General features: G+C 64.8%; 24 protein-coding genes and 1 pseudogene. 14 read left to right on the top strand and 11 right to left on the bottom strand.

Features of this window, described 5'->3' with window-relative positions; genetic code table 11:
• Positions 1–92: 92 nt before the first annotated feature.
• The 3 genes and pseudogenes from G6R19_RS01155 to G6R19_RS01165 form a co-directional block, all read left to right on the top strand.
• Positions 93–494 (top strand): annotated as a pseudogene (locus G6R19_RS01155) (DUF1304 domain-containing protein); the annotation flags it as partial.
• Between the two features lie 129 nt (positions 495–623).
• The gene (locus tag G6R19_RS01160) at positions 624–977 is read left to right on the top strand and encodes a GNAT family N-acetyltransferase (RefSeq protein WP_163161529.1); all 354 of its coding nucleotides are present in this window, start codon (positions 624–626) and stop codon (positions 975–977) included.
• A 171-nt stretch (positions 978–1,148) separates the two neighbouring features.
• On the top strand, positions 1,149–2,111 hold the full coding sequence (locus tag G6R19_RS01165; RefSeq protein ID WP_163161531.1) for an NAD(P)/FAD-dependent oxidoreductase: 963 nt from the start codon (positions 1,149–1,151) through the stop codon (positions 2,109–2,111).
• A gap of 124 nt (positions 2,112–2,235) precedes the next feature.
• Here the strand turns inward: G6R19_RS01165 and G6R19_RS01170 are convergent, their stop codons facing one another.
• Positions 2,236–2,547: a hypothetical protein gene (locus tag G6R19_RS01170; protein ID WP_240341716.1), complete on the bottom strand. Its 312-nt coding sequence runs from the start codon at positions 2,545–2,547 to the stop codon at positions 2,236–2,238.
• A gap of 224 nt (positions 2,548–2,771) precedes the next feature.
• Complete coding sequence (locus G6R19_RS01175; protein WP_163161533.1) at positions 2,772–3,113, bottom strand: hypothetical protein; 342 nt, start codon at positions 3,111–3,113, stop codon at positions 2,772–2,774.
• 358 nt (positions 3,114–3,471) lie between these two features.
• Here G6R19_RS01175 and G6R19_RS01180 point away from each other — a divergent pair, with 358 nt between their 5' ends.
• The 5 genes from G6R19_RS01180 to G6R19_RS01200 all read left to right on the top strand — a co-directional run bounded on the left by G6R19_RS01180 (position 3,472) and on the right by G6R19_RS01200 (position 9,682).
• Positions 3,472–4,980 (top strand): aspartate aminotransferase family protein, encoded by a 1,509-nt coding sequence (locus tag G6R19_RS01180; protein WP_240341717.1) that lies wholly within the window; start codon positions 3,472–3,474, stop codon positions 4,978–4,980.
• Positions 4,977–6,341, top strand: a complete 1,365-nt coding sequence (locus tag G6R19_RS01185) for a lysine N(6)-hydroxylase/L-ornithine N(5)-oxygenase family protein (RefSeq protein WP_163161535.1) — start codon at positions 4,977–4,979, stop codon at positions 6,339–6,341. The genes G6R19_RS01180 and G6R19_RS01185 overlap by 4 nt, the downstream gene beginning before the upstream one ends.
• Entirely contained in the window at positions 6,338–6,907 is a 570-nt protein-coding gene (locus G6R19_RS01190) for a GNAT family N-acetyltransferase (RefSeq protein ID WP_163161537.1), read from the top strand. Before G6R19_RS01185 ends, G6R19_RS01190 begins: the two co-directional genes overlap by 4 nt.
• 47 nt (positions 6,908–6,954) lie before the next feature.
• A complete protein-coding gene (locus G6R19_RS01195) occupies positions 6,955–8,817 on the top strand; it encodes an IucA/IucC family siderophore biosynthesis protein (protein ID WP_163162826.1) in 1,863 nt (620 codons plus the stop codon).
• A gap of 91 nt (positions 8,818–8,908) precedes the next feature.
• Entirely contained in the window at positions 8,909–9,682 is a 774-nt protein-coding gene (locus G6R19_RS01200) for an SDR family oxidoreductase (protein WP_163161539.1), read from the top strand.
• Here G6R19_RS01200 and G6R19_RS01205 read toward each other — a convergent pair.
• Together G6R19_RS01205 and G6R19_RS01210 are read right to left on the bottom strand one after the other, a co-directional pair.
• Positions 9,650–10,759: an FUSC family protein gene (locus tag G6R19_RS01205; protein WP_163161541.1), complete on the bottom strand. Its 1,110-nt coding sequence runs from the start codon at positions 10,757–10,759 to the stop codon at positions 9,650–9,652. The two genes, G6R19_RS01200 and G6R19_RS01205, sit on opposite strands and share 33 nt — an antisense overlap.
• Positions 10,760–11,006: 247 nt before the next feature.
• Complete coding sequence (locus G6R19_RS01210) at positions 11,007–12,620, bottom strand: MFS transporter (protein WP_163161543.1); 1,614 nt, start codon at positions 12,618–12,620, stop codon at positions 11,007–11,009.
• A gap of 527 nt (positions 12,621–13,147) precedes the next feature.
• On the opposite strand from G6R19_RS01210, the gene G6R19_RS01215 reads away from it, so the two are divergent.
• Positions 13,148–13,405 carry a hypothetical protein gene (locus tag G6R19_RS01215; protein WP_163161545.1) on the top strand — a complete coding sequence of 86 codons (258 nt, stop codon included), beginning with the start codon at positions 13,148–13,150 and terminating at the stop codon, positions 13,403–13,405.
• 122 nt (positions 13,406–13,527) lie between these two features.
• On the opposite strand, the gene G6R19_RS01220 is transcribed toward G6R19_RS01215, so the two are convergent.
• The 3 genes from G6R19_RS01220 to G6R19_RS01230 form a co-directional block, all read right to left on the bottom strand.
• A complete protein-coding gene (locus G6R19_RS01220) occupies positions 13,528–14,775 on the bottom strand; it encodes an RNA polymerase sigma factor (RefSeq protein WP_163161547.1) in 1,248 nt (415 codons plus the stop codon).
• A 4-nt stretch (positions 14,776–14,779) separates the two neighbouring features.
• Positions 14,780–15,205: a YciI family protein gene (locus G6R19_RS01225; protein WP_163161548.1), complete on the bottom strand. Its 426-nt coding sequence runs from the start codon at positions 15,203–15,205 to the stop codon at positions 14,780–14,782.
• A gap of 141 nt (positions 15,206–15,346) precedes the next feature.
• Positions 15,347–16,381: a LacI family DNA-binding transcriptional regulator gene (locus G6R19_RS01230; RefSeq protein WP_163161550.1), complete on the bottom strand. Its 1,035-nt coding sequence runs from the start codon at positions 16,379–16,381 to the stop codon at positions 15,347–15,349.
• A gap of 182 nt (positions 16,382–16,563) precedes the next feature.
• Between G6R19_RS01230 and G6R19_RS01235 the strand changes: the two genes are divergently transcribed.
• Entirely contained in the window at positions 16,564–17,505 is a 942-nt protein-coding gene (locus G6R19_RS01235) for a dihydrodipicolinate synthase family protein (RefSeq protein ID WP_163161552.1), read from the top strand.
• Positions 17,506–17,629: 124 nt separating this feature from the next.
• On the top strand, positions 17,630–18,928 hold the full coding sequence (locus G6R19_RS01240) for an Nramp family divalent metal transporter (protein ID WP_205484189.1): 1,299 nt from the start codon (positions 17,630–17,632) through the stop codon (positions 18,926–18,928).
• Positions 18,929–18,994: 66 nt separating this feature from the next.
• Here the strand turns inward: G6R19_RS01240 and G6R19_RS01245 are convergent, their stop codons facing one another.
• The gene (locus G6R19_RS01245) at positions 18,995–21,574 is read right to left on the bottom strand and encodes an ATP-dependent DNA ligase (protein ID WP_163161554.1); all 2,580 of its coding nucleotides are present in this window, start codon (positions 21,572–21,574) and stop codon (positions 18,995–18,997) included.
• Between the two features lie 40 nt (positions 21,575–21,614).
• Here G6R19_RS01245 and G6R19_RS01250 point away from each other — a divergent pair, with 40 nt between their 5' ends.
• From G6R19_RS01250 to G6R19_RS01260, 3 genes are all read left to right on the top strand, one after another.
• Positions 21,615–22,763: a Ku protein gene (locus G6R19_RS01250; RefSeq protein WP_163161556.1), complete on the top strand. Its 1,149-nt coding sequence runs from the start codon at positions 21,615–21,617 to the stop codon at positions 22,761–22,763.
• A 254-nt stretch (positions 22,764–23,017) separates the two neighbouring features.
• Positions 23,018–23,875 (top strand): class I SAM-dependent methyltransferase, encoded by an 858-nt coding sequence (locus G6R19_RS01255; RefSeq protein ID WP_163161558.1) that lies wholly within the window; start codon positions 23,018–23,020, stop codon positions 23,873–23,875.
• Positions 23,865–24,296: an SRPBCC family protein gene (locus G6R19_RS01260; RefSeq protein WP_163161560.1), complete on the top strand. Its 432-nt coding sequence runs from the start codon at positions 23,865–23,867 to the stop codon at positions 24,294–24,296. Before G6R19_RS01255 ends, G6R19_RS01260 begins: the two co-directional genes overlap by 11 nt.
• A gap of 152 nt (positions 24,297–24,448) precedes the next feature.
• Here the strand turns inward: G6R19_RS01260 and G6R19_RS01265 are convergent, their stop codons facing one another.
• The 3 genes from G6R19_RS01265 to G6R19_RS01275 all read right to left on the bottom strand — a co-directional run bounded on the left by G6R19_RS01265 (position 24,449) and on the right by G6R19_RS01275 (position 26,559).
• Positions 24,449–25,780 (bottom strand): IS110 family transposase, encoded by a 1,332-nt coding sequence (locus tag G6R19_RS01265; RefSeq protein WP_240341718.1) that lies wholly within the window; start codon positions 25,778–25,780, stop codon positions 24,449–24,451.
• Positions 25,781–25,985: 205 nt separating this feature from the next.
• On the bottom strand, positions 25,986–26,153 hold the full coding sequence (locus G6R19_RS01270; RefSeq protein ID WP_163161562.1) for a hypothetical protein: 168 nt from the start codon (positions 26,151–26,153) through the stop codon (positions 25,986–25,988).
• 58 nt (positions 26,154–26,211) lie between these two features.
• The gene (locus G6R19_RS01275; protein ID WP_163161564.1) at positions 26,212–26,559 is read right to left on the bottom strand and encodes a hypothetical protein; all 348 of its coding nucleotides are present in this window, start codon (positions 26,557–26,559) and stop codon (positions 26,212–26,214) included.
• Positions 26,560–26,659 lie beyond the last annotated feature (100 nt).

Consider the following 26,659-nt stretch of genomic DNA (forward strand, 5'->3'; position numbering starts at 1 on the left):
CTGGAGTTTTTGTCCAGCTATGCAGGGTTTAACCCGCGGGAGGCCTGCATACGTGGACAAAAACTCCGGGAGGGGGAGGCTAGGATCAAGCAATGATCCTGGCCTCCCTCTTTTTTGCCTTCCTGGCAGCCGCGCTCCACGTCTATATCTTCTCCATGGAGTCCCTCACCTGGACCAGGCCGGCCACCTGGAAGCGCTTTGGTGTGGCATCCCAGGCTGACGCCGAAACCACCAGGCCGCTCGCCTACAACCAGGGGTTCTACAACCTGTTCCTGGCGCTTGGGGCGTTCATTGGCGTCGGTTGCGTGGTGTGGGGAGCGGAGGGATCGGCGCAGGCCGTTGCAGGCTGGACTTTGATCTTCAGCTGCTGCGGCTCCATGCTGCTGGCCGCAGTTGTCCTGGCCCTGACCGGGCGCAAGTACCTCAGGGCCGCCGCAGCCCAGGGTACTGCGCCGCTGCTCGCCGTCGTGCTGGGCCTCATCGCCTTGGCGGTTAGCTTCCGCGGGTTCTCCTGGCGCTGGAACCGCTGCGAACCGGGGCGGTGTGCTTTGCCCTTGCCCTAGTGATGGTGAAGGGTAAGCGGGGGCATTGCCAGCGGGCTGAAGTAGTGCCAGTGTCGAAGCATGACCGAGAACACGATGTCCACCGAGGATAGGTTCGCTCCCGACGTCTCACTAAGGCGCAACGACGCGCATCACCGGTATGAGCTGCATGTGGGCGGCAAGCTGGCCGTCCAGTCCTTCTACCAGGACCTGCCCGGCCATATCGACTTCAGCCACACCGAAACGTCGCCGGATTTTGAGGGCCAGGGCCTGGGCAAGGTACTGGCCCACTTCGCCTTGGATGACGTGGTGGCAGCAGGAAAACGGATCATCCCGCACTGCCCCTTCATTGCAAGCTACCTCCGCAAGCACGAGGGCTACGAGCAGTGCGTCGACTGGCCGGAGAGCCCGGCTATTAGCGGTTCGGGAGCCTAACGAACCGGCACTGCTCCGAGGCGCAATAGAACTGCTTTTCCCGGAACCCGGGCTGCGCGTTATTGTGCCGCAGCGCCGGGTACCTTTCCTGAGCGCGGTCTTGCAGAGGGCGCACGCAGTTGAATGCGCCCCCTTTTTCGGGAGCAGCGCACACCGGGGAAGGAATCCTGGATGAATCACCAAGAACAGCTATTCGACGTTGCCGTCATCGGCGGGGGACCGGCAGGATTGAGCGCCGGCGTTGCCCTGGCCAGGGCGCTGCGCTCCGTAGTGGTCATCGATGCCGGCGGGCAGCGGAACCTGCGTGCGGAAGGAGTGCATGGCTTCCTGACCCGCGAGGGCATGAGCCCCAGCGAGCTTCTTGCCGCCGGGCGGGCGGAACTTTCAGACTACGGCGGGCAGAACATCACAGGTTTTGTTGAGTCTGCCAGGCGGGACGGCGACGGGTTCGTGCTCTCGCTTGAGGACGGCAGTACCTGCACGGCACGCCGGCTGCTGATTACCTCCGGAATTGAAGACGAGCTGCCCGACCTGCCGGGTGTGGCCGAGCGCTGGGGCAGGGACGTGCTTTACTGCCCATACTGCCACGGCTGGGAGATCAGGAACCGACAGGTAGGGGTGCTCGCTTCTGATGCCCACGCTGTCTCGCAGGCCCTGACCTTCCGGCAGTGGAGCCCGGACGTGACCCTCCTGCTCAATGACAAACTGGCGCTCAGCCCTGGCCAAGCGGAACAGCTGGGAGCGCGGTCCGTCAAAGCGGTGGATGGCCGGGTCCGCAACGTGGTGGTCCAGGGCGACAAGCTCACGGGTGTCACGCTCGACGACGGATCAGCGGTACCGCTCGAGGTGCTGGTGGTCAGCCCAGCCACGGTCAGCAAGGCCAACATGCTCCAGGACCTCGGGCTGGAATTGGATGGCCTGGAAGAAGGCCCGGGAGCGCGGCTGGCCACCGATGAGTCGGGGCTGACGTCCTGCCCGGGGGTTTGGGCCGCCGGCAATGCCACGGACGTCTCGGCCCAGGTGATGACGGCCGCAGCCGCCGGACTGAAAGCGGCCGCGGCCATCAACGCGGATTTGGTGCTGGAAGATACGCGACGGGCGGTGGAGGCCGCGAGGACTACTGCAGTGCATTAGCGCGCTGCTTGGTTCTCTGGCCGGCTGGTTTGCTGGTTTGCGGGCGCCTGCTTACCCACCAATGGCCCCGCAATACAGCCCGCTGCGAAACGGCAGGAGGTTGCGGCCAGCTGCTCTCCAGTGGTCAGCTGGCCAGGGCGTGCATGCTGGCAGCCGGGACATCAATAGTGAAACCGCAGGCACAGCGGTAGGTTTCCACACTGGCGGGCGGGGAGCCGACGCCAACGGGAATGACCGTTGCTCCGTCAACGTGAACGGGCAGGTACAGGGACAGTGCGTCCGGATCCACACGCTGCATCGGGGCACGGCAGTGCATTCTTGAATTCAGGGTGACCAACAGTCCCAGGTCAACGGGAAGGGTGGAGCTCAAGGGCGCCTCGGCTCCTGTTTCGGGCTCCGCGGGAGCCACTGGCTGATCTTCTGTAACGATGGTCATGATGTTCGTCCTTGGGCTTCTTCACGGTACTGCCGGCGTTGGCAGCCCCGCCGCGACTGCTTGCGGAGGTTCATTTACCCCATAACCTAAGCATGCTTACTAATAGTTGGGCAAATCCGCTTGTGATCCAGGGAACGCCGGCAGCCCGGCAGCCCTGTCGGGCCGCAGCGGGTCCCGGCTGCGCCGGCGCTGCGGGTTCCAGTCATCCGTGCGCCGCCCCGACTCTAGCCGTGCCGGCGCTGCCACTGGAATGCATGCCAGAACAGCAGGCAGATGGCAGCAGCAAGCCCGGCGACGATCGCATAAGGGGCGAAGGTGAACATCAGGAAAGACGCCGGCATCCCTGAGGTCGTCGGGCCCACCATCGTATTCGCATTGAGGAAGATCAAGGCTCCACCCCCGATGAGCAGGATCGCGAGAAGCCACAGAGCCACAATGAACGGGTTGACTGCGGGCGCAGGGCTGCTGGCAGAGCCTTCCCCCGCCCCGGACCGGACCGCCTCCGGTACCTGGTTTCCGTCCTGGTCCACTTCCCGGAATTCGATCGCTCTTCCTGGCTGTTCCATGTTTCCCCCTGTGATTTCTGCGTTGCCCGGCGGCCGGTACGCGCCAACCCTGGCCCGGGAGTTCGCGCCGTTTTGTCATGCGCAGCCGTCCCGGAGGGGCCATTCTGCAGGACGCGTAGCCCGCGCCGCCAGTCAATGACGGACTCGGCAGCGAAAAAACGGCAAATTGCAGAGCCTCGGGACAAATACATCACAAAAGTTTGCTTAAAAGGCTGCCCTAAGTAAGTCTTACCTTTGCAACAAGCCGGAACCCCCGACAGAAGGAAGACCAGTGCCCCCTACGCCCCGCCTTGACGAGTTACGAGTGGATGGCCCTCGCCATCAACAGCAGGCCCCAGGCCAGGACTTTGGCTCCCGCGTGGAACTCGCACTTGGGGCCACAAACCATCTCCTCAACGCCCGCAACTCGCCCCGCTACGTGGCGCACGTGCTGCAGGGCGTCACCGCCGTGGCCACCAAACTGGAGCGCACCACCCGGCCGTTCACCGGCGTCGGGCCTTCCCAGCTGAAAGTCCGGGTTGACGCGGTGGACCTTGAAACGCCCCTTCAGGACACGGCGGCGGCACTCCAGGAACTCGAAGACGTGTACCTGCGCGACGCCATCTACTTCCACGACGCTAAGTACGCAGCACACCTCAACTGCCCCGTGGTCATTCCGGCGCTGGTGGGGGAAGCCATCCTGTCCGCCGTGAACTCATCGCTGGACACCTGGGACCAGAGCGCCGGTGCCACCATGATCGAACGCCGCCTCATCAACTGGGCAGCAGAACGGCTGCACCTCGGGGATAACGCGGACGGAATCTTCACCTCCGGCGGCAGCCAGTCCAACCTCCAGGCCCTGCTGATCGCCCGCAACCACGCCGTGGCCGGCCTCCGCCAGGACCCGTCCCGACGCAACCTCCGCCTTCCGGCCCTCCTGGACACGCTGCGGATCTTCACGTCCGAGGACAGCCATTTCAGCATCCAGAAGTCAGCCTCCATGCTGGGCCTGGGCTTCGACGCCGTCATCACCGTTCCCTGCACCCCCGACCACCGCATGGATCCTGCTGCCCTTGCCGAGGCCATGGCCGAAGCGCGCGACGCCGGCCTGTCACCCATGGCAGTTGTCGCCACCGCCGGGACCACCGACTTCGGCGCGGTTGACCCGCTCGCAGACCTCGCCGCACTTGCCCGGGCCTACGGCGCCTGGTTCCACATCGATGCAGCATACGGCGGCGGCCTGATGGTGTCCGGCCGCTACCGCCACCTGCTGGACGGAACCCGCCTGGCGGACTCCGTCACCGTCGACTTCCACAAAACCTTCTTCCAGCCGGTCAGCTCGAGCGCCCTCCTGGTCCGGGAGTGCGCCATGCTGCGCCACATCACCTACTACGCGGACTACCTGAACCCGGAAAGCGCGGCGCTCGCCGAGATCCCCAACCAGGTGGACAAGAGCATCCAGACCACCCGCCGGTTCGACGCATTGAAGCTGTGGCTCACCCTGCGGATCATGGGTGCGGACGCGATCGGCGCCCTGTTCGACGAAGCCATCGACCTTGCCGCCCGCGTGGGCACCCTCCTCGCTACCGAGGACGACTTCGAACTCGCCGCTCCGCCGCAGCTCAGCACCTTGGTCTTCCGCTACCGGCCAAGGCTGGAAGGCGGCGGACGGCTCTCCGAGGACGCGGCTGACGCCCTCAACCCCGCCATTCGTGCCGCCGTCTTCGCCTCAGGCGAAGCAGTGGTTGCCGGGACCAAAGTGGGCGGCCGGTACTACCTGAAGTTCACCCTCCTCAATGCCGAGGCCACGCTGGAGGACATCGCCGGCATCGTCCACCTCCTGCGCCGAACCGGCGCGGGGCTGCTGCAGAGTGAGGTATCCGCATGAGCACCCCGGACAACCGCAGGATTTACGACTTTGTTGCCGTCGGCGTCGGGCCCTTTAACCTGGGGCTGGCCGCACTTAGCGAGCCGGTGGAGGGCGTGGACGGGATCTTCCTGGAACAGCGGGCGTCCTTTGACTGGCACCCGGGCATGATGCTCGAACCCGCCCACCTCCAGGTCCCCTTTATGGCCGACCTCGTTACCCTGGCAGACCCCACCTCCCCCTATTCTTTCCTGAACTTCCTCAAGCAGACGGGCAGGTTGTACCGCTTCTACATCCGGGAGAACTTCTACCCCCTGCGCGCGGAGTACAACCAGTACTGCCAGTGGGTGGCCGGGCAGCTGCCCTCCGTTCGTTTTGGCACAGCCGTGCTGGACGTAACGCACGACGACGGCGTGTACCGGCTGTCCGTTTCCGGTCCCGTAGGGCCGGAGGTGCTGCTGGCCCGGCGGCTGGTGCTGGGCACCGGCACCTCCCCATACGTGCCGGAGGCCGCGGCGGATATTGTTGCCCATGCAGCAGCAGGACGCGGCGGCGTGGCCTTCCACAACGCGGACTACTTGGCGCGGAAGGCGGAACTGCAGCAGCAAAGCAGCATCACCATCCTGGGCAGCGGCCAGAGCGCAGCCGAGATCTACTATGAGCTGCTCCAGGAATCGGAGACGCACGGCTACCAGCTGAACTGGGTGACCCGCTCCGGCCGATTCTTCCCGCTGGAATACACCAAACTGACCCTCGAGATGACCTCTCCCGAGTACGTTGACTACTTCCACAGCCTCCCTCAGCACCAGCGCGACCACCTCAACAAAACCCAGAAGAATCTCTACAAGGGCATCAACTCCGATCTCATCGACGCCATCTACGACCTGCTCTACACCAGGAGCATCTCCGGAATGGTGGACACGCAGCTGCTGACCCACTCGTCACTGACCGCTGCCCAATGGGATCCGGACGCCGGTACCCACACCCTGCACCTCCAGCACCGCGAGCAAGGGACGTCTTACACGCTGGATAGCGAAGCGGTGGTGCTCGCCACCGGCTACGGCTACCAGGAACCCGGCTTCCTGGCCGGCATCCAGGACCGCATCGCCCGGGACAGCGCAGGAAGGTTCGCTGTGGACCGAAACTACAGCACCGGCGTCGAACCCGGGGAGATTTTCGTCCAGAACGCGGAACTGCACACGCACGGATTCGTCACCCCGGACCTGGGAATGGGCGCGTACCGCAACTCCTGCATCCTCCGGGAAATCACCGGGGGCGAGGTCTACCCGGTGGAGCGCAGTATCGCCTTCCAGCAGTTCGGGTCACCCGCCGGCCTGGGCGCGCAGTCAGACGTTGAAACCGGGACAGGGGTGCCGGCATGAGGTTCACTTTCCGCTGCCTCGACGCCAAGGCGGACGCGCCACTCCTCCACAGCTGGGTGACCCAGCCGTACGCCTCGTTCTGGGGGATGCTGTCCGCCGGCGTGGACGACGTGGTGGAGGAATACGTCAAAATCCAGGCCAGCGGCCACCACCACGCGCTGCTGGGGCTCGACGGCGGCGTCCCCGCCTTCCTGATGGAGGAGTACCTTCCCGCGTCCTCGCCGCTGGCGGCGGTCTATCCTGTCCTGCCCGGCGACGTGGGGATGCACCTGCTGGTGGCGCCGCCGTCGTCAGGGCCACGGCCTGGTTACACCGCCGCCGTGATGGACGCCGTCCTGGACCGGCTCTTTGCCAGGCCCGGGGTGGACCGCATCGTGGTGGAACCGGATGCACGGAACACGAAGATCCACGCCCTGAACGATCGGCTGGGTTTCCAGCCCGCCGGCATCGTGACCCTTCCCGACAAGGACGCGCTGCTGAGCTTCTGCGGCCGCGACGACTACCTGGCCGCCCGCACGGCACTCGACACTCTTTCCAAACCCGTCCCGCAGGGAGCCTCACTGTGACCATCCATCTCGACCCCGCCGCCCCCGCTGTCAGCGCCGCCCCACCCTTGCCCGCGAACGCTGCCGGCACCAGCACTGCCGCCGTACCGCACCTCACCGGAGAACGCTGGGACAAGGCCAACCGGCATGTACTGCGCAAGGCGCTCGCCGAGTTCTCGCACGAACGTATCCTCGCCCCGGAGCAGTGTCCCGACGCCGGGGCCAACGGAGTTGCCGGCGCTGCTGCCGGGACCGGCAGCTACCGGGTGTGCAGCGACGACGGGACGCAGGAGTACCGGTTCACCGCCAGGGTCCTCGAACTCAACCACTGGTCCATCGACGCCGCTTCCATCCGCTGCTTCCACGACGGTACCGAAATGCCGCTGGACGTGCTGGACTTCATCACGGCTTTCCACCGCACCTTGGGCATCAATCTCCAGATGCTCCCGGTGTACCTCGAGGAGGTCAGCAGCACGCTGGCAAGCCATGCTTACAAGCAGTGGGCCGGCCAGCCGTCGGCCGACGAACTCGCGGCCGGAGTTACCGGCGGCGCGGACCGGGCCGCTGACTTCCAGGCCATTGAGCGGAGCATGACCGAGGGACATCCGTGCTTTGTTGCCAACAACGGACGCCTGGGTTTCGGGATCACCGACTACCGCGCGTTCGCTCCCGAAACCGGCGCCCCCGTCCAGCTGGAATGGATCGCCGTCCACCGCAGCCACGCCGTTTTCACATCCTCGGCCGGGCTGGACTACCGGGGCCACCTGGACGCCGAGCTTGGGCCCTTGTTGGGCAATTTCGACGCCGAACTGCAGGTCCAGGGGCTGGACCCGGACCAGTACTACCTGATGCCCGTGCATCCGTGGCAGTGGGAGAACAAGCTCACTGTCACGTTCGCGGCGGAAATCGCCCGGCAACGCATCGTCCACCTGGGCACCGGCACGGACATCTACCAGGCGCAGCAATCCATCCGGACATTCTTCAACACCACCGCGCCGGCGCGCCACTACGTCAAGACCGCCATGTCCGTACTGAATATGGGGTTCATGCGCGGCCTGTCGCCGCAGTACATGAAGGCCACGCCGGCCATCAACGACTGGCTGCGGAACCTGATCGAGTCGGACGCTGCACTCCAGGCGCGCGGTTTCACCATGATCGGTGAAACCGCAGCCATCGGTTACCACAACAGGAACTACGAGGCCGGGTCCGCGAACGGTTCGCCCTACCGGAAGATGCTGTCGGCGCTGTGGCGCGAGAGCCCGCTGCCGCTCCTGAAGGACAGGCAGCAGCTGGCCACCATGGCGTCCCTCCTGCACGTGGATGCCGGGGGCAGGCCGATGGTCTCCGCCCTCATCGAGCGTTCCGGACTGGCCGCGCAGGACTGGCTGCGGCGCTACTTCGAGGCCTACCTGGTTCCGCTGGTGCATTGCCTGTACCAGTACGAACTGGCGTTTATGCCGCACGGCGAGAACGTGATCCTTGTCCTCGAGGACGGAGTGCCGGTCCGGGTCATCATGAAGGACATCGCCGAGGAAATTGTGGTGATGGGCGACAGGCTGGACCTGCCCGAAGAGGTGTCGCGGATCAAGGCGGCCATCCCGGACGGGGAGAAGGTGCTGGCCATCTTCACGGACATCTTCGACTGCATCTTCCGCTTCCTGGCTTCACTCCTCGCAGAGGATGGCAAGCTCAGCCAAGAGGAGTTCTGGCGGACGGCCGCCGCCGCCATCCATGACTACCAGGCCCAGCACCCCGGGCTCGCAGACCAGTTCGCCCGGCACGACCTCTTCGCGCCGGACTTTGAACTGTCCTGCCTCAACAGGCTCCAGCTGCGCAACAACCAGCAGATGCTGGACCTCGCGGATCCCTCCGGTGGCCTGCAGATGGCCGGGCGCCTGGCGAACCCGCTGGCGAAGCTCGCCGGAAAATAGCACCGGGACCAGCAAGGCCGGAGACTGCAGCCGGGACACTGCAACCGGACAGTGCAGCCACAAGCCATCAGGTGATCGTTAGGCTTGCAGCATGACTGCAGAGTCCTCCGGAACAACAGCCCTGATCACCGGTGCCAGTGCAGGACTGGGCTCCGAATTCGCGCGCCAGCTCGCCGCCCAGGGCTGCAACCTGGTGCTGGTGGCGCGGAACCGGGCCCGCCTCGAGGAAACCGCGGCGGGCCTGGAACGGCGTTACGGGATCACGGCTGAGGTGCTGCCCGCCGACCTGACCGACGACGCCGGCGTGGCAGCCGTCGTCGCACGCCTCTCCGATCCGCAGCGGCCGGTGGGAATCCTGGTCAACAACGCCGGGATCGGGTTGCTGCACAACTTCGAGGACAACCCCATCTCGGAGGAGAAAAAGCACCTGAAGCTGCACGGCGAGACGGCCATGGAGCTCACCCACGCTGCTCTGAAAGGCATGCTGGAACGCGGCGGCGGCCGGATCATCAACGTGGCCAGCATTGCCGCTTTCCTCCCGCGCGGAACCTACTCCGCGGCGAAGGCGTGGCTGGTCAGCTTCAGCCGGTGGGCGAACCTTGCCTACCGCCAGCGGGGCATCAAGGTCACCGCCGTATGCCCTGGCTTTACCCATACGGAGTTCCACGACCGGATGGGCATGGACAAGTCCGTAGCGCCGTCGTGGGCCTGGCTGCACGCAGAGCGGGTGGTGCGGGACGGCCTGGCGGACAACGAGCGGGGCAAGGCGGTATCCATCCCGTCCAAGCGGTATAAGGTACTGGCGGCCGTTGCACGGGTGGCGCCGGCCAAACTAGTGGCGGGCCCTCCGCGGAAGCCCAAATAGCGGCCCGAGCCCAAGCAATGCCCGCGGGCTGCGGGTCCCGGACCGGCGGACGGCCACAACCACCGCGATGCCCACCAGTGCACCAACCAGCGTCTCGACGCCGCGCTCCAGGATCAGCAGCGCGGGGTCGATGGGTGCGGCGAGCTGGGTAATCAGCAGGATGACCGGGGTAAACGACACCATGGCCAGGCCGTAGTGGCGGGCCATGAACAGCTCGGTAGTGAACTGGAAGAGGATCACCAGGAGGGCAAGCATCACGGCCTGCCGGCCCGGGAACAGCCCGGCCAGCGACCAGGGGCCGGGAAGGATAACGACGGCGGTGACCGCCAGGCCGAGGAATGTCCCCACGATGCGGTGGATCCCGCGGCGGACGCTGCTGGGGAGGTCGGCCCCGGCAAGGGGTACCGCAGCAGCGGCCATGGCCCAGTGCGGGTGGCCGCTGCCGGACAGGACGCCTGCGGTGCCGGCAGCTCCCACGGCCAGAACGTAGCGGGCAGCGTGCACCAACACTTCAGTGCGTCCGGCCGGGTGCATGGCGGGAACGCTGCGCACCGCGCCGCGCTGCCAGGACCTGCTGCGGATCCAGCCCCCGAAGCCCACCAGAATGGAGAAGGCGGCGGACCCTGCGGCGATCAGCATGGCCACCTGCCAGGGAACCGCCGCAGGTACCGAAGCGCATGCCCCCAGCGCGAGGATGCCAAAGAAGGGCCCGTTGGGTTTCAGCCGCACCCGGTCCGCGAAAACCGACCCCACACCGGCCAGCACCGCTTCAACAGCGACGAGCCACCAGGAGTGGAGGTGGTTGACGGACAGGAACAGGCCTGCCGCAACGCCGCCGAGCAGGACCACCGCGGCCTGGGACTGGTGCCGGAGGCGGAGCTGGTGCGGCTCGGAGCGCCCGTACATGCCCGTCAGCGCACCGAAGACGGCGTACATGATGAGGTCTGTGCGGCCGGCGGCCAGGAGCAGAAGCGAGGGAACTGCAACGCTGAGGGCTACGCGCAGGGCTGCGAGATGGTCACGGTTGGCAGGTTCCAGCCGGTGAAGGGCGCGCACCTGCTCCATCAGAAGCTTCATGCCGCACCTTTCCTGCTTGTTTCCGGATCCCTTCTTCGGGCCCTCGGAACGTATCACCGGCTGCGCGGATCAAGCCATTTCCCTGGGCGTCAGGGGACATAAATCGACATCGGGGGCGGGCGTGGCACGGCGAGGGCCCGCCCTGCTCAGCTTCCCCAAAGCTGTGCAGGACGGGCCCTGGAGCGTTGCTGCAAGCCCTGCCCGCGGGGGAGTGGCTGGGTGCCATCTCCTGCCGGTTGCCGGCGTGCTAAACCCGGGCGGGAACCTTGTCGGCTGCACTCGAATCCGTGATGTCCTGGGTTTCGAACGGGAGTTCGTCCAGGTCGATCAGCGGGTTCTCGTCCTGCGTGGCCACCAGTTCGCGGGCCTCTGCCTGGGTATCCACGCTGGGCATGGAACCCGGCAGCGGGCGCTGGGCCGATTCCTTCAGGAAGTAGATCGCAACGGCGCCCACCAGGGAGGTTCCCATCAGGTAGTAGGCGGGCATCATGTCATTGCCCGTGGCGCTGATCAGGGCCGCCACGATGAAAGGCGTCGTTCCCCCGAAGATGGCCACCGAGAAGTTGTACGCGATGCCCATGGCGCCATACCGGCTGGAGGTGGGGAACTGGGCCGGCAGCGCGGAGGCGAGGTTGGCCACATAGAACGTCACCGGGAAGGCGATCAGGGAAAGCCCGGCCAGCGTGGACCAGATTTCGCCGATGCCGATCAGCAGGAAGGCCGGGGTCGCCAGGACCACTGTGCTCAGCGCACCGATCCACAGCACGGGGCGGCGGCCGATCCGGTCGGACAGCTTGCCCGTGAGCGGGATGCAGAGGCTCATGACTACCAGCACGGGGATGGTCAGCAAGGTACCGTGCACCTCGTCGTAGCCCTTGGACTCGGTGAGGTAGGTGGGCATGTAGGAGGTCAGGGCGTAACCCGCGGTGTTGGCGGCTGCAACCAGGATCATCGCCACGATGATGGAGCGCCAGTAGGCCTTGACGATTCCCACCGGGCCCTTGGCCGTGGCTTCATCCGAGGCAGCGGCGTGCTTGGCGAGGTCTTCCTGGGCGTCCAGGGTCGCCTGGAACTGAGGGGATTCCTCAATCTTGCTGCGGAAGTAGACGGCAATCAGGCCCAGCGGACCGGCCACCAGGAACGGGATGCGCCAGCCCCACTCCTCCATGGCCGCCTGGCCAAGGGTGAGCTGCAGGGCGGACACCAGTGCCGCGCCGAGGGCGAAGCCAAGGTAGCTGCCCATATCGAGGAAGCTTGCGAAGAAGCCGCGGCGCTTGTCCGGGGCGTACTCGCTGACGAAGGTGGTGGCACCGGCATATTCGCCGCCGGTGGAGAAGCCCTGCACGATCTTCAGCAGCACCAGCAGGCCTGCTGCCCACAGCCCGATCTGGGCGTAGCCGGGAAGTAGTCCAATGGCGAAGGTGCTTGCCGCCATGATCATCAGCGTGGCGGCGAGGATCTTCTGCCGGCCCATCTTGTCGCCCATCCAGCCGAAGATGACGCCGCCCAGGGGGCGGGCGATGAACGTGGCGGCAAAGGTACCCAGCAGGAAGAGGGTCTGGGTGGTGGGGTCGGACTCCGGCAGGAAGACCGGACCCATGGTGGTGATGAGGTAGCCGAACACGCCGACGTCGTACCACTCCATGGTGTTGCCCACGATGGTTCCGCCCAGGGCTTTCTTCAGCATGGGCTGGTTAACAACGTTGACGTCCGACTCCTTGAGCCGGCGGCGCTTCAGAATTTTTGGCTTGCGTGGTCCCCTGGCAGCCGCGGGTGGGGTGCCTGGGGGTGTAGCTTGGTTGGTTCCGGCGGCGTTGTATACGCCTGCGGAAGAGTCGGTGATGCTTCGGTCTGTGGGCATTTGGGCGACTCCCGTGGAGGTCATTTGCTTGCGACTTGTAGCTGCCCCGCTCCGGGCAGGCCTTCAATTTTACGCGAATGCCGTAGCGCCTGCTCGCTTTATGCCGTAGTATCACCTCTTTTTGGGGCTTTTCGTGCCGGTTCCTTGAATTTTCTTTCCCGGCTTTTCCCGCGCCGTTATGGGGATCTGCGGGGTCCAGCGCCCTTGTCACCGAATTTTTTTCGCTGTGGGCTCCCCTTGCCGTCATTTTGGACGTTTCATGGGCGAAAAAGTGATGCCGCCCACGGCTCTGCAGCCCTCCTCCAGCACCCGGCAGGGCCGCCGTCGTCCTTTTCTGCCCACCTCTTTGAGGAGGGGTTCACAGGTGCCCGGCGCTTCCCTAAGGTTGTGCCATGGGAACACTCTCTTTTAGGTAGGCGGACGCCTGCGGCCAGGCCTGGCCGGCCGCTCCGACAGTCACAAAAAGGCCCTGACTGGCCTCGATTGGTAGCACTTCATTTCATTGCGTTGCGGGAAAGGAAGAACAAATGGCTGACGAAAACAACAAGCACATCGCGCCGGAGCTGGCGAGTCACCTGGCGGAGGCAATGGACGCCCCCGACATGCCTGGTGCGGCGGCCCCGCTGTCTCCCACGGGAGCAGGCGGGCAGCAAAGGTGGCCCGACGGCAACGGGAAGCGGCGGCATCCCAAGGAACGCGGTTCCGGCCTTGGCCGGATGGGGCAGGGGGCTGCCGTCACGGCGCTCCACCGCACCAGCCGGCCACAGATGCCGCACTCGTCCTGACGCTGAGACAAACGGAGGACCCGACGTCGTAGGACCGTAAAGGAATGGGGACACCGATCCGGTGTCCCCATTCTTGTGCCGGCCGTCGGGCGAGCCTCGGCTCCGATTGAGCTCCCCAGGAGTCAGAGGGCGGCCGCCTTGGCGAGCAGCACAGCCTTTTGTTGTTCGTTGGCCGTGAGTGCGGCTGCCTGAAGCAGTTCTGATTTGGCCTCGTCGGTTCTCCCGAGCTTCGTGAGCAGCTCTCCCCGGATGCTGGGCAGCAGGTGTGAGCGGCGGAGGGCGCCCCCGGCAACGAGGCGGTCCACGATCCTCAGGGCGGCGGCCGGTCCGGTGGCCATGGAAACCGCTACGGCGTGGTTGAGTTCGACGACGGGGCTGGGTGCCAGGCGTCCCAGGGCTTCGTAGAGCAGCACAATCCTGTTCCAGTCGGTTACTTCGAAACTGCCGGCGGTGGCGTGGCATTGGGCGATGGCAGCCTGCAGGCAGTAGTTCCCCCTTCCGCGGCCGAGCGCATCGGCACGGGCCAGGGAGGTAAGGCCACGGCCGATCTGCGTCCGGTCCCAGCGTGACCTGTCCTGGTCAGCGAGCAGAATTGGGCTGCCGTCGCGGTTGACGCGCGCGGCAAACCGGGACGCCTGGAACTCCATCAGCGCTACGAGTCCGTGAACTTCAGGCTCCCGCGGCAGCAGGCCGGCGAGCACGCGGCCAAGGCGCAGGGCCTCATTGGCCACCTCGGTCCGGATCCACCGGTCACCCGTTGTGGCGGCATAGCCTTCGGTGAAGATGAGGTACAGCACGGCCAGTACCGCGCCCAGGCGCGCGTTCCACTCGTTGGGGTCGGGGGTGTCAAAGGGCACCTGGGCGGCCGACAGGGTTTTCTTTGCCCGTACGATGCGCTGCTGGACGGTGGCAACGGGAACAAGAAGCATCCGTGCGATCTCCTCGGTGGTCAGGCCACCGACCGTTCGCAGCGTCAAGGCGACCTGCCCCTCACGGGAGAGCACGGGATGGCAGGCGATGAAGACGAGCCGAAGCACGTCATCGGGGATCGGCTGCCACTGGTCCTCGGTCATCTCCCTGAGGTCGTGGGCAATCGCGCGGTAGCGTTCGTCGAGCCGCTCCCGGCGGCGCCACGCATCTATGGCCTTGCGTTTGGCCACGGCCGTGAGCCAGGCGCCCGGGTTATCCGGGACGCCCGACCCGGGCCATTGTGTCAGGGCATCGATCAGGGCTTCCTGGGCAAGGTCTTCAGCCAGGCCGACGTCGCCAGTCACCTTGGCAAGCGTTGCGACGATCCGCGCGCTTTCGATCCGCCACACGGCGTCCAGGGTGCGCGGGATAGCCGGCGTGGGCAGGTCCTTGTCTGCCATGTGGCTAGGGCTGGTTCAGTTCTTCGCGCCAGCCGGCTTCCTTTTGCAGGAACTCGTTGTCCGAGAAGTCCTCGAAGTCGCTCATATCGGTCACGCGGCGGACTTCGAGTTTGTTTCCCGGGCCCAAGGGGCAGCGGCTGGCCCACTGGACCGCCTCCTCCTTGCTGGCAGTCTGGATAATCCAGAATCCGTTGAACAGTTCATGGGTTTCCCCGTACGGGCCATCGGTAACAATGGGGTTCTCACCTGAAAAGTCCACAACGAAAGCTTCGCTCATGTCATCGGCGAGCCCGTCACCGGCGAGCAGGACACCGGCCTTGATGAGGGATTCATTGTAGGCCCCCATAGCGTTGATGATCTGTTCGATGTCCGCCTTTTCGTAGGCCTTCTTTGCCTCATCCGTAGCGCGCATAATCAGCATGAACTTCATAGTTCTTCTCCTTCGTACTGAGAACGCCTCGTGCGTCCTTCTACTATCGCGTCGAACGGGCGGGCATGGGATCGACACGGACCAGGAAAATTCTTATTCAGGAAATGCCGCATGGCCAAAGTGTTTCTGCGCGGGAGCCTTTTAAGGCTCCTGCCGTGCTGAGTATCGGGGCGAACCGCTCGACTGGCGGGGCATAAGCGTGGGCAGGGATTTCCGGATCCTGGGTTCCTTGCCGGGGTTCACGATGAGGTCGATCGCATTCGCTGCGATCTGGTCCAGGGGCACCCGCACCGAAGTGAGCGGGGTTGAAAGGCGGGAGGCGAGGGGTATGTCGTTGTAGCCGACCAGGGCCAGGTCTTGTCCCACGGTGATGCCGAGGCGGTGGGCGGCGGCGATAACCCCCATGGCCAGGTTGTCGTTGGCGGCAAACACCGCGCTGGGACGTTTTTCGGAGGCGCCGGACAATAATGATTCCGCGGCGGAGAACCCGCTTTCGATGCCATAGCCGGCGGCAATCAGCCAGTCTTCCCGGGCCTGAATGCCTGCACCCTCCAGCGCTTTGCGGGCGCCGGCGAGGCGGGCTGTCCCGGTAGAGGTAAAGGACGGTCCGGTCACTACCCCGATGTCACGGTGCCCAAGATCGATCAGGTGCCGGACCGCCAGGTATCCGCCCACCTCGTCGTCGCCAAGAGCCGAGGGGCTGACCCCGTCGGTGCGAAGGACCAGAGCGTGCGCCACGCCCCGTTCACGCAGATGCTTGGGCAAGTCGTCGTCGATTCGGGCCGTGGCCAGGATCAGCCCGTCCACATTGCGGTCCAGGAGGGTTTCCGCTGCCCGGCGTTCGTCGTCGGGATCATCGCCGCTGGTTGCAACCATGGCAAAGTATCCGCGGTCCGACGCCGCCCGCTCGAGTTCCTCAAACATCAGCGCCATTACCGTGTCGCTGAGCCGCGGCACGAGCACGCCGAGGGTCCGGGTCTCACCCCGGCGCAGGTTGGATGCGAAGGAGTTGCGGCGATAGCCAAGCTCCTCGGCTATTTTCCTGACATGCGCGGCTGTTGCGGAACGCGACGTCGTACGTTCATCCAGGGCGCGGCTGGCGGTGGAGATGCTCACGCCGCTGGCCGCAGCAACGTCCTTGAGGGTGACGATTGTGCCGGGAGCCGCCGGTTCCATGCTGGTTCTCCTCTTCGAAAGGGGCGTACCAGACACTCTATTCCTCCTTTTTGCAAACGTTCCCTTGACAGTGAGATGGAACACGTTGCAATATTGAAAACGTTCCCGCAAACGTTCTCAATAAGGGATGCGAAACACCAGCGGGACTGCCGACCATCAATGAAGACAAGAAGGTAGCTGTAATGACACTCGATCTCCGCGGACTCAGCCCCGCACCTGTCACCCCGTTCACCGAAGATGGCGCTGTCGACTTCGCTGCGATCCAGCGTCTGGGTTCGTGGCTCGGATCGATTGAGGGCGTGAAGAGCCTCGTCGTCCTGGGGCACGCCGGCGAAGGCACGTTCCTTACCGAAGAGGAGCAGCTGGACGTTATCCGCGCGTTCGTGGCGTCCACCGACGGCCGTGTACCGGTCGTGGCGGGCATCACGAAGGAAGGCAACAAGACCGCGGCCCTCGAGGCCAAGAAGGCCGTCGAGGCCGGCGCGTCAGCTGGTCTCGTCTACCCCTCGCACGGGTGGCTGCGCTTCGGATACCAGGAGGGCGCTCCGCAGTCGCGCTACCAGGAGATCTATGAAGAGTCCGGCCTGCCGCTGATCCTCTTCCAGTACCCCGACAACACCAAGGCGACCTACGACCTCGACACTCAGCTGGAGATCGCCGGCCAGGAAGGCGTCTTTGCCACGAAGAACGGTGTCCGGAACATGCGCCGGTGGTACACCGAGATCCCCGCGCTGCGCGCCGCGTACCCCGAGCTGCAGGTGCTGTCCTGCCATGACGAGTACCTGCTGCCGACAATGTTCGATGTCGACGGCCTGCTCGTCGGCTACGGCAACATCGCCCCCGAACTGCTCGTCGAACTGATCGAGGCCGGGAAGGCGCAGGACTACAAGCGTGCCCACGCAATTCATGAGCGGCTGCTGCCGGTGACCAAGAACGTTTACCACCGCGGGTCCCATATGGAGGGCACCGTCGCCTTGAAGTGGGGCCTCGTGAACCGCGGCATTCTGGACCACGCCACAGTCCGCACCCCGCTCCTGCCCCTGCCGGAAGGCGCCGAAACCGAAATTGCGGAAGCCTTCGCCGCCGCAAACATCGGCAAGGTCACCGCCCCCGCTGCCGTCTGACTCCACCCATCACGGGTCCTCACGGGTGGTGGGCCCCTTGGCCCTCCGCCCGTGCCCCAGCCTTTACTCTCCATCCGGTCGATGACCGCCCCCAGCAATGTCGCTGTATAAGGAGGACTCGCCGATGCGCGAGCAGAATAAGACCATCACCCGTCCCGGACACAGGGAAGACCAGATGGCAACCCAGCAAGGAAACCCGGCCCAAGGCACCACAAAGAAGCACCGTACTTTCCTCGGCTACCTTGCCTTGATGGGGCCGGCCTTCGTCGTCGGAGCCTGGCAGTTCGGCCCCGGAAACCTGACCACCGCCGTCCAGGCCGGCAGCCGCTTCGACTACAGCCTTGTGTGGGTCATCGCCGTCTCCACCCTCCTGATGATCTTCTTTACCGATATGAGCGTCAGGCTCGGCATCGCCACACCCACGTCCCTGATCACGTCCATCAAGGACCACCTCGGCAAGTGGGTGGGCGTCCTGGCAGGCTTCGGCGTCTTCGGCATCACACTGATGTTCTCCGTCGGCAACGCCGTCGGATCCGGGCTGGGACTTTCCCTTATTTTCGGCGGATCCCCGGTGCTGTGGACCGTCGTTTGCACGGTCGCCGTCGGCTTCGTCCTTGCCTTCAGGAATGTCTACGGAATCGTCGAAAAAGCCCTCCTGGTCATCGTGGTCCTCATGGGCATCGCCTTCATCGCCAGCACGGTCGTGGCCCAGCCCGACTGGTACCGGTCCATGGAAGGCATGGTCCCGCAACTGCCCGCCGGGAGCGAGATCCTTATCGTCGCGCTCGTGGGCACCAACTTCTCCATCAACGCCGCCTTCTACACCTCCTACGGCATCAAGGAACACCGCCGCACCCGGGCCGACTACCGCGACATCACCCTCGTCGACACCATCCCCGGCATCGTCGCCCCCGGCATCATGACGGCCCTGGTCATCATGGTCGCCGCAGCAGTCCTTGGCAAAACCGGAGCCGAGGCCGGAACCATCAACGCCCTCGCCTCCATTTTCACGCCGCTGGCGGGCCCCGTCGGCGCGATGCTCTTTGCCCTCGGCCTCTCCGGAGCAGCCTTTTCATCCATGATCGCCAACGCCACTGCCGGCGGCACCATGCTCTCCGACGCCATGGGCCGGGGCGCCGAAGCCGGATCGCCTGCCGCCCGCATCGTCACTGGCATGATTCTTGCCTTCGGCCTGATCATCACCCTGTCATTCCAGTCCTCACCCGTGGCCCTGATCGTCATCGCCCAGTCCCTCACGGTCCTCATCGCACCACTGCTGGGCGTCCTGATCGTCATCATGGCCAACAGGCGCACCGTCATGGGGGATCTCCGCAACAAGTGGTGGCACAACCTCTTCGGAGCCATCGGCCTCATCGCGATTATCGCCTCCTCCATCAGGCTCATCACCACCTTGCTTGGCTAAGAGCCCGGCGCCGAGTCACAACATAAGGAGCGCCCCCTGCAAAAGCAGGGGGCGCTTCTGCAGCTGTCAGGCTTCGTCCACCACGTCTGCCGGGTCCTTGTCCAGCCGCCAACCGCGCCACACCGGATGCCGAAGCCTGCCCGTCCCGGTCCATTCGCTGTACGTCACTTCACCCACCAGCTGGGGGGCTACCCAGTGCGCATCCGCCGCATCCTCGCGGGGGACCTCCTGGAACGGGGAGGTTTTCCTGGCGAGGCGGTCCACAGTCTGCCGAAGTTCCGTCAGTTCGCGGAAACTGAAGCCGCTGCCCACCCTGCCTACATAGCGCAGGTTCCGTCCCTCCGGGATGCCCACCAGCAGCGAACCCACCGAGTCCCGGCGGGCGCCCTTGCCCGGCCGCCAGCCGCCCACCACCACCTCCTGGGTCTGGTCGAGCTTGAGCTTGATCCAGGTCCGCGTCCGTTGCCCGCTGACGTAGCGGCTGTCCGTGCGCTTCGCCATGACGCCCTCGAGGCCCAGTTCCTGCGCGCTTTCCAGGATGTGCTCCACCCGGTCTTCCAGCACAGTGGAAATATCCACCGGGCAGTCCGACGGGCTGAAGAACTCCTCCAGCCGCTGGCGCCGCTTGGCGAGGGGCAGCCTGCGAAGGTCCGTACCGGCGTCGTACAGCAGGTCAAAAAGCATCAGCCGGACGGGGATGGCCTTGCGCGCTTTCGTGACGTCGCCGGGCCGGGTGAGCTTCATGCGCCCCTGAAGCAACCCGAAGTCCGGCCTGCCCGAGGGCGCGATGGCGATGATCTCACCGTCCGCGACGAACGGCTGGGGTGGCCAGCAGTTCCTGTCCGTGAACTCGGGGTAGGTCTTGCTGACGTCGTTTCCGTTGCGGCTGAAGATCCGCACTTCATCCTCGTCCGCAACGAGGATGGCACGGACGCCGTCCCACTTGAGCTCGAACTGCCAGTTGCTGCCGTGCAGATCGGCTGTTGTCCCTGAGGTGGCCATCATGGGGCTGTAATCCTCGGGAGATGCGGAAGCGGCGGCTGAAGGGGGCGCCGGAGACGTTTCTTCAGCTTCCTGGTTGTCCTGCTCCTGGACATCCTCCGGCTCCTCTGACTGCTCCGGCTTTACAGCGTCCGGAGCCTCCTCACCCACCTCGGCAGCCGCTTCAGCCTCGTCTTCAGTTTCCTCGGGCTCCTCCTCCCGCGCCGGCGCATGGCGGTGCCGGCTACTGCCATGGTCCTTGTCCATGAGGTGGATCAGCCACTGCCCTTCGGAGTCCTTGCCCTGCCCCCGGCCCGTATGGATCAGCGCGAACTTCCGGGTGCCGCCCAGCCCGCCGCCTTCGGAGCCGGTCAGGGTAACGATGACTTCCCTGCCGTTGATCCACTTATGCAGTTCATAGGTGCCGGTGTCCCAGATGGTCATCTCACCCGCGCCATACTCCCCTTTGGGAATGGTGCCCTGGAAAGTGAGGTAGTCCAGCGGGTGGTCCTCGGTCTGGACGGCCAGGTGGTTTTTGCCGCCGGATTCCGGCACGCCCTTGGGCAGGGCCCAGGACACCAGGACGCCGTCGTGCTCGAGGCGGAGGTCGAAGTGAAGCCGGCTGGCGTGGTGCTCCTGGATAACGAAGGCGTCGCCGCTGCCGGCAGTGCCGGAGAAAGGCTCGGGTGTTTTCTGCGGGTCCCGCATGGAGCGGTACTTGCCAAGGCGGGGGTCGCCGTCGTGATGTTCGTTGCGTACCTCGGGGTCGCGGCCGGAGGCGCCCACGACGGCGGCAAAGGGGTCCTTGCCCTCCTGCACCCGCTGCAGCACCTCCTTATAGTCCAGGTGCCTCAGGCCCGGGGAGCCGATCTCCTGCCAGGTCCGGGGCGCGGCGACCATCGGGGTGGGACGACCGCGGAGCGAGTAGGGCACGATGGTGGTTTTGGCCGCGTTGTTCTGGCTCCAGTCCACCAGCACCTTGCCCTTGCGCAGGGTCTTTTTCATGTCACTGACCGCCAGGTCCGGATGGTCCGCTTCCAAGGCGCGTGCCAGCTCACGGGCAAAGGCCGAGATCTGATCCGAGGTCTGGCTCCGGTCCAGGGGTGCGTAGAGATGGATGCCCTTGCTGCCGCTGGTTACGGGGACGGGATCCAGGCCCACGTCCTCGAGGATTGAGCGGGCCAGGAGGGCCACTTCCACGCACTCCTCCAGGCCGGCGCCTTCACCGGGATCCAGGTCCAGGACAAGCCGGTCCGGATTCAGCTGGTTGCCGTGGGAGTCCACCTGCCACTGGGGAACATGGATTTCCAGCGAGTTGATCTGGCCGAACCAGGTGAGTGTAGCGGGATCGTTGACCATCGGATAGTGGATGGTCCGGTCCTTGTGGATAATGGCGGCGCGCGGCAGCCAGCCGGGAGCGGAGTCCTCAAGGTTCTTTTGGAAGAACACCTCGCCGGGCTTCCCCGCAGTACCGACGCCATTAACCCACCGCTTCCTGGTGGCCGGCCTGTTGGCGGCAGCCGGGATCAGGACGTGTGCCACCGCGGCGTAGTAGGCGAGCACGTCCGCCTTGGTGGTGCCGGTCTCCGGGTAGATGACTTTGCCCAGGTTGGTGAGGGTCAATTCCCTGCCGGCAACCCGGACACGCTCCTTAGCTGCGGCCATGGGGCTTCACCTCCGGGGCTGCGTGATGTTGACTTAGGGAATGAGAGCCATCTGGAAAGGTGCCATCGCGTTCGGCCTGGTCAACGTGCCGGTGAAGGTCTACAGCGCAACCGAAGATCATGACATCAGTCTGCACCAGGTCCACAATGCCGATGGCGGCCGGATCCGCTACCAGCGCAGGTGCGAAGTGTGCAGCCAGGTCATCGACTATTCGGACATCGAAAAGGCCTACGAGGAGGACGGCCGGACGGTGATCTTGTCCAAGGACGAGCTCAAGGCCATCCCGGCAGAGAACAGCCACGAGATCGAAGTGGTGCAGTTCGTCCCGTCCGAGCAGCTTGAACCCATGATGTTCGAGAAGAGCTATTACCTGGAACCGGACTCCAAGTCGCCCAAGGCCTACGTGCTGCTGCGCCGGGCGCTGGAGGACACGGACCGGGTGGCCATCGTCCAGTTCGCCCTGCGCGAGAAGACGCGGCTGGGCGCACTGCGGATCAAAGACGACGTCCTGGTGCTCCAATCCCTGCTCTGGCCGGACGAGGTGCGCGAAGCCAACTTCCCTTCCCTGGACGCCTCCATTAAGATCTCCGCCCAGGAACGCGACATGTCCGCGGCGCTGGTGGAGTCCATGGCGGCCGACTTTGATCCCGCGCACTTCACCGATGACTACCAGGTGCAGCTGCGCCAGCTCATTGAGGCCAAACTGGAGCAGGGCGACTCCCTGGATACCGAGGAAACCTTCGGTGTGGAAGCCGGCGAAGGCGGCAAGGGCGAAGTCATCGACCTGATGGAAGCACTGAAGCGGAGCCTGGACCGGAAACGCGGGGGCGGGGCTGATGCCGCCGCGGATGCGGGTGGCGGGGACTCGGGCGATGAAGCCTCCAGTGACGACGAAGAGGCCGCCAAGCCGGCGCGCAAGAGGGCCACTGCCAGCAAGTCCTCTGAAGCCACGTCGGGTGAGAGCAAGTCCGGCGCTGCGACGTCGACGGCCTCGAAGACCAGCGCGGCGAAGACCAGCACAGCGAAGGCGGGTACGGCAAAATCCGCCACAGCCAAGGCCGGCACAACAAAGTCCACGGCGGACAAATCCACGGCCGCCAAGTCCACTGCGGCGAAGTCCACCTCCAAACCGGCCGCCAAAACCACCACCAGCAAGGCAACGGGCACCAGGGCGCGCAAGCCGGCGTGAGGATCCATGGCCGGCGGCGTCTGTTCCCGGGGTTAATGCCATGACTACGAAACTACTAAGCTTGCTTGCTTTTCGGTAGCCGGCACGGGTTCACCAGCGGTCTGCCTGCGCGGCCTTCCGCAGCTGGCTCCCTTACGGTTGCTCTCTTTACAGCCGGGTTCGGCGAGTTCACAATGAGTCGCATCGCAGCCTCCGCTGTGGCCGCAGCGCGCTGTTCACTCACTGACGAACCATCACAGTAGAGAGGCACAGTCATGGACGACCAAACAGATGTCCTCGAGGCGGACCGGGCGCTCAAGCAGAAGCATCGCGCCATGTGGGCATCGGGAGACTATCCCGCGCTGGCGAGCGAGCTGCTCCTCGAGCTCGGGGCCATCCTGGTGGAAGCATGCGGCGTCACGTCCCGCCAGCGGGTCCTGGACATCGCCACCGGAGCCGGAAACGCTGCCATCCCCGCCGCCATGATGGGCGCAAAGGTCGTGGCAAGCGACCTCACCCCCGAACTGTTCGACGCCGGCCGCCACCAGGCAGCGGACCGCGGCGTGGAGCTGGAATGGCAAGAAGGGGACGCGGAGGCGCTGCCTTTCGCTGACGACGAGTTCGATACCGTGATGTCCTGCCTCGGCGTGATGTTCGCGCCCCATCACCAGCGGGCAGCCGACGAGCTCCTGCGGGTGTGCAAGCCGGGTGGCACCATCGGACTTCTCAGCTGGACACCTGAAGGCTTCATCGGCAGGATGTTCGCCACCCTGAAGCCCTTTGCCCCGCCACCGCCACCGGGTGCCCAGCCGGCACCGCTGTGGGGAAGCGAGGACCACCTCCGCGAACTCTTCGGTGACAGGATCACCGAAACCAACGCCCGGAAAAAGACCTTGGCGGTGCACAGTTTCCACCAGCCGGAGGACTTCGTGCGCTACTTCAAGTCCCACTACGGCCCCACCATCTCCGTCTACAAGTTCATCGCCGAGGACGCGGACAAGGTCAAGGAGCTGGACAAGGCGCTGACGGACCTGGCCGAGTCCTTTGGCGACGCCCATGGTGACACCCCATTCCAGATGGAGTGGGAGTACCTGCTGTTTACCGCCAAAAAGGCCAAGGGTAATGCCGGGTGATTACGTCGCCACGTCCTCGGTCACTGTCGAAGCACCGCCCGCCAGGGTGTGGGACGTCATCACGGACCCGGCCGCCACGCGGGATTTTATGTTCGGCACCGAGCTCAGCACGGACTGGACTGTGGGCGGACCCATCACATGGAGTGGCAGCTGGGAGGGCAAGGACTACCAGGACAAGGGAGTGGTCCTTGAAGTGGAACCCGGCCAGAAGCTGGTTTACACCCACTTCAGTCCGCTGGGAGGCCAGGAAGACAAGCCGGAAAACTATCACACGCTGACCTGGACGCTTCAGGACCAGGGCGGCCGCACACTGCTGGTGTTGTCGCAGGACAACAACGCCAGTGCGGAGGCTGCCGAGCACTCAAAGGGTATGTGGGACAAGCTGGTGGCGGACGTCAAGAGGCTCTCCGAGCGCACCTGACCCCCCGCACCCAACTAAGTAGCGCTAAGTGTCGTTATGGGTGCCCAAAACGACACTTAGCGCTAGTCCGAAAATGGGGTGACGTGGCTTTGTTGGTTGGGCGTGGTTGATCGTTCGGGCCACGTTTGGGCTTATGCGAGTATGTGTGGTTGTCAGGCTACCGGGGTGAGGGTCACGGTGTAGCCGAGGGCTTCGAGTTGGCGGATGTGGTTGTGCTTCCTGGCGTCCGGGTTGGTGCGGGCATGGACGTAGTCGTGGCCCAGATCCTGGAACCTGGTGTCGGGGTCTTGGAGGATGTGCCAGGTGGCGACCAGGATGGATCGTCCGACGGCGACAATTGCACGCTTTTTCCCGCGGCGTCTGGCGATCCGTCGGTAGCGTTCGCCCAGGAAGGTGTTGGTCCTGCCGGCGATAACGGCAGCCTCGCCCAGTGCACGGGCGAGGTAGCGGTTGCCGTGTCCGCTGGAACCGTTGCCCTTGGTTTTCCCGGCGGAGGAGCTGATCCCCGGGCAGAACTTGGCCCAGGAACACAGGTGCCCGGCGGTCGGAAACTGTGACATGTCGACCCCGATTTCGGCGATGATGATGGCGGCGGCTACAGGGCCGATGCCCGGGATGTCATCCAGGCGTTCCGCCGCCGCGGCGAAAGGGGCCAACTGCACCTCGATCTGCTCATCGAGTGCAGCAATATCGGCGTCGATGCCGTCGATCCGTGCCAGCATCCGGGCGAGCAGGAAACGGTGATGGTCATCGAAGCGGCCGGTGAAGGCCTCCTCAAGGTCGCTGATTTTGTTCCGCATGACCGACCGGGCCAACTGGGCAAGGACTTTCGGGTCGCGTTCACCCGCGATCAACGCAGCCATCATGTCCCGCCCGGACACCCCGAAGATATCCGACGCGACGACCGAAAGTTTGATGCAGGCGTCCTCGAGGAGTTTCTCGACCCGGTTCTTCTCCGCGGTGCGTTCCCCGACCAGATCGATCCGGTAGCGGGTCAGGTCCCGCAGCCGGCGAATCTCCACGGGCGGGACGAAGCTGGGCCGGAGCATCTGCCGTTCAGCGACCTTGCACAACCAGACCGCATCCAGCACGTCGGTCTTGGGCCGTCCGGGAAGGTGCCTGACATCCCGGGCGTTCACCAGCCACGGCTGAAGCCCGTGGGCCTCGAGGAGATAGAACACCGGCTTCCAATAGTCGCCGGTCGCCTCCATCACCACCCGCTCGATACCAAGCCCGACCAGACGGTTCGCCAGCTCTCCCAGCGAACGTGTCATGGTCGAGTGCGTGCTCACTTCCTGCAAGCGTTTCTTCCGGTTTCCCTCTGCGGGAATCCGAACGCAGCACACCAGCTCGGCCTTGCCGATATCCAGTGCAGCGACCCTGGCAATAATCTCTTCCTCATCTTGGGACTCAGCCAGCATGGACTCCGTCATCTCCTCCCGAACGCGCCCGCCGAACATAACAGCGGCCGCCTGGGGAATCACGAGGGAAAGGAAAATCTAGTCCTCGTTCTCAACAACGGAAACAGTAAAGGGCTCACGTCATGATCCCCAACACCTGGCTACCTAACGGCCTCAAGGAACCAAAGAACCACGGCTTCGACAGGCGACCACACGCACATTTTCAGCCCGGAACGGGCGCCCCGCAAGGGACACAAAGGCTACCTAGTTGGGGGGCCATCGCAAGAACTTAGCCCGGCAGCTCAGCCGACCACCCGCCGTCGTCCATCCTGAGCCTTTTCCAGCCCACAGTTTTCCAGCCAAGATAGGACAGTGCGCCGGTATAGGGCACTGCGCCGAAGACGCTGGGAGCCAGCGTGGCCGGCAGGACCACGGACGCCATGATGATGAAGGCCACTACAGCCACTTCCGGGCATCAGGCGATGCCCAGGGCGACGCGAACAAGTGCAGGTGGACTAGGCGCAGCCAGATTCGCCGTTGGCCGCGATGCAGGTGGATAGGGTCCTTGCCTCGCTGGGCATCAGAAAGACCTCCACAGGCTTGATCTGGCCCGCAATCTCAAGGGTCAGGGTGCAGCCGGCAGACCCAACGCATGGGCGAACTGACCAATTTTCGAGGATAGGCGCCAGGTCCTGGCCCATGAGGACATTGCGCCCTTCCATGTCCCAGGGGGTACCGGACTCAATCAGCGCCTTGTGCTTTGCGCAGACGAAGGCCTCGCGATAGCCAAGGGCCGCGCTTTGATTGCCCGCCATGAAGGCGGAGCCGGGATTCACACACCGGAGGACTGAGCAAGTAAACATGCTGCGACGATACTGAGTTGATGCTGGAGGAACCCTGTACGTGGAACCTTGGGGTTTCCTAGTCTTGAAGGTCAAGCCGAAGGGTGGCCTCTCCCTTGAC

The organism is Arthrobacter sp. Alg241-R88 (assembly GCF_900537115.1).
Lineage (GTDB): Bacteria > Actinomycetota > Actinomycetes > Actinomycetales > Micrococcaceae > Arthrobacter.

Bases quoted from the DNA above. Each gene is read 5' to 3' on its own strand.
- G6R19_RS01160 (WP_163161529.1), top strand. From the start codon at position 624: ATGACCGAGAACACGATGTCCACCGAGGATAGGTTCGCTCCCGACGTC.
- G6R19_RS01165 (WP_163161531.1), top strand. From the start codon at position 1,149: ATGAATCACCAAGAACAGCTATTCGACGTTGCCGTCATCGGCGGGGGA.
- G6R19_RS01170 (WP_240341716.1), bottom strand. From the start codon at position 2,547: ATGACCATCGTTACAGAAGATCAGCCAGTGGCTCCCGCGGAGCCCGAA.
- G6R19_RS01175 (WP_163161533.1), bottom strand. From the start codon at position 3,113: ATGGAACAGCCAGGAAGAGCGATCGAATTCCGGGAAGTGGACCAGGAC.
- G6R19_RS01185 (WP_163161535.1), top strand. From the start codon at position 4,977: ATGAGCACCCCGGACAACCGCAGGATTTACGACTTTGTTGCCGTCGGC.
- G6R19_RS01190 (WP_163161537.1), top strand. From the start codon at position 6,338: ATGAGGTTCACTTTCCGCTGCCTCGACGCCAAGGCGGACGCGCCACTC.
- G6R19_RS01200 (WP_163161539.1), top strand. From the start codon at position 8,909: ATGACTGCAGAGTCCTCCGGAACAACAGCCCTGATCACCGGTGCCAGT.
- G6R19_RS01205 (WP_163161541.1), bottom strand. From the start codon at position 10,759: ATGAAGCTTCTGATGGAGCAGGTGCGCGCCCTTCACCGGCTGGAACCT.
- G6R19_RS01210 (WP_163161543.1), bottom strand. From the start codon at position 12,620: ATGCCCACAGACCGAAGCATCACCGACTCTTCCGCAGGCGTATACAAC.
- G6R19_RS01215 (WP_163161545.1), top strand. From the start codon at position 13,148: ATGGCTGACGAAAACAACAAGCACATCGCGCCGGAGCTGGCGAGTCAC.
- G6R19_RS01220 (WP_163161547.1), bottom strand. From the start codon at position 14,775: ATGGCAGACAAGGACCTGCCCACGCCGGCTATCCCGCGCACCCTGGAC.
- G6R19_RS01225 (WP_163161548.1), bottom strand. From the start codon at position 15,205: ATGAAGTTCATGCTGATTATGCGCGCTACGGATGAGGCAAAGAAGGCC.
- G6R19_RS01230 (WP_163161550.1), bottom strand. From the start codon at position 16,381: ATGGAACCGGCGGCTCCCGGCACAATCGTCACCCTCAAGGACGTTGCT.
- G6R19_RS01235 (WP_163161552.1), top strand. From the start codon at position 16,564: ATGACACTCGATCTCCGCGGACTCAGCCCCGCACCTGTCACCCCGTTC.
- G6R19_RS01240 (WP_205484189.1), top strand. From the start codon at position 17,630: ATGCGCGAGCAGAATAAGACCATCACCCGTCCCGGACACAGGGAAGAC.
- G6R19_RS01245 (WP_163161554.1), bottom strand. From the start codon at position 21,574: ATGGCCGCAGCTAAGGAGCGTGTCCGGGTTGCCGGCAGGGAATTGACC.
- G6R19_RS01250 (WP_163161556.1), top strand. From the start codon at position 21,615: ATGAGAGCCATCTGGAAAGGTGCCATCGCGTTCGGCCTGGTCAACGTG.
- G6R19_RS01255 (WP_163161558.1), top strand. From the start codon at position 23,018: ATGGACGACCAAACAGATGTCCTCGAGGCGGACCGGGCGCTCAAGCAG.
- G6R19_RS01260 (WP_163161560.1), top strand. From the start codon at position 23,865: ATGCCGGGTGATTACGTCGCCACGTCCTCGGTCACTGTCGAAGCACCG.
- G6R19_RS01275 (WP_163161564.1), bottom strand. From the start codon at position 26,559: ATGTTTACTTGCTCAGTCCTCCGGTGTGTGAATCCCGGCTCCGCCTTC.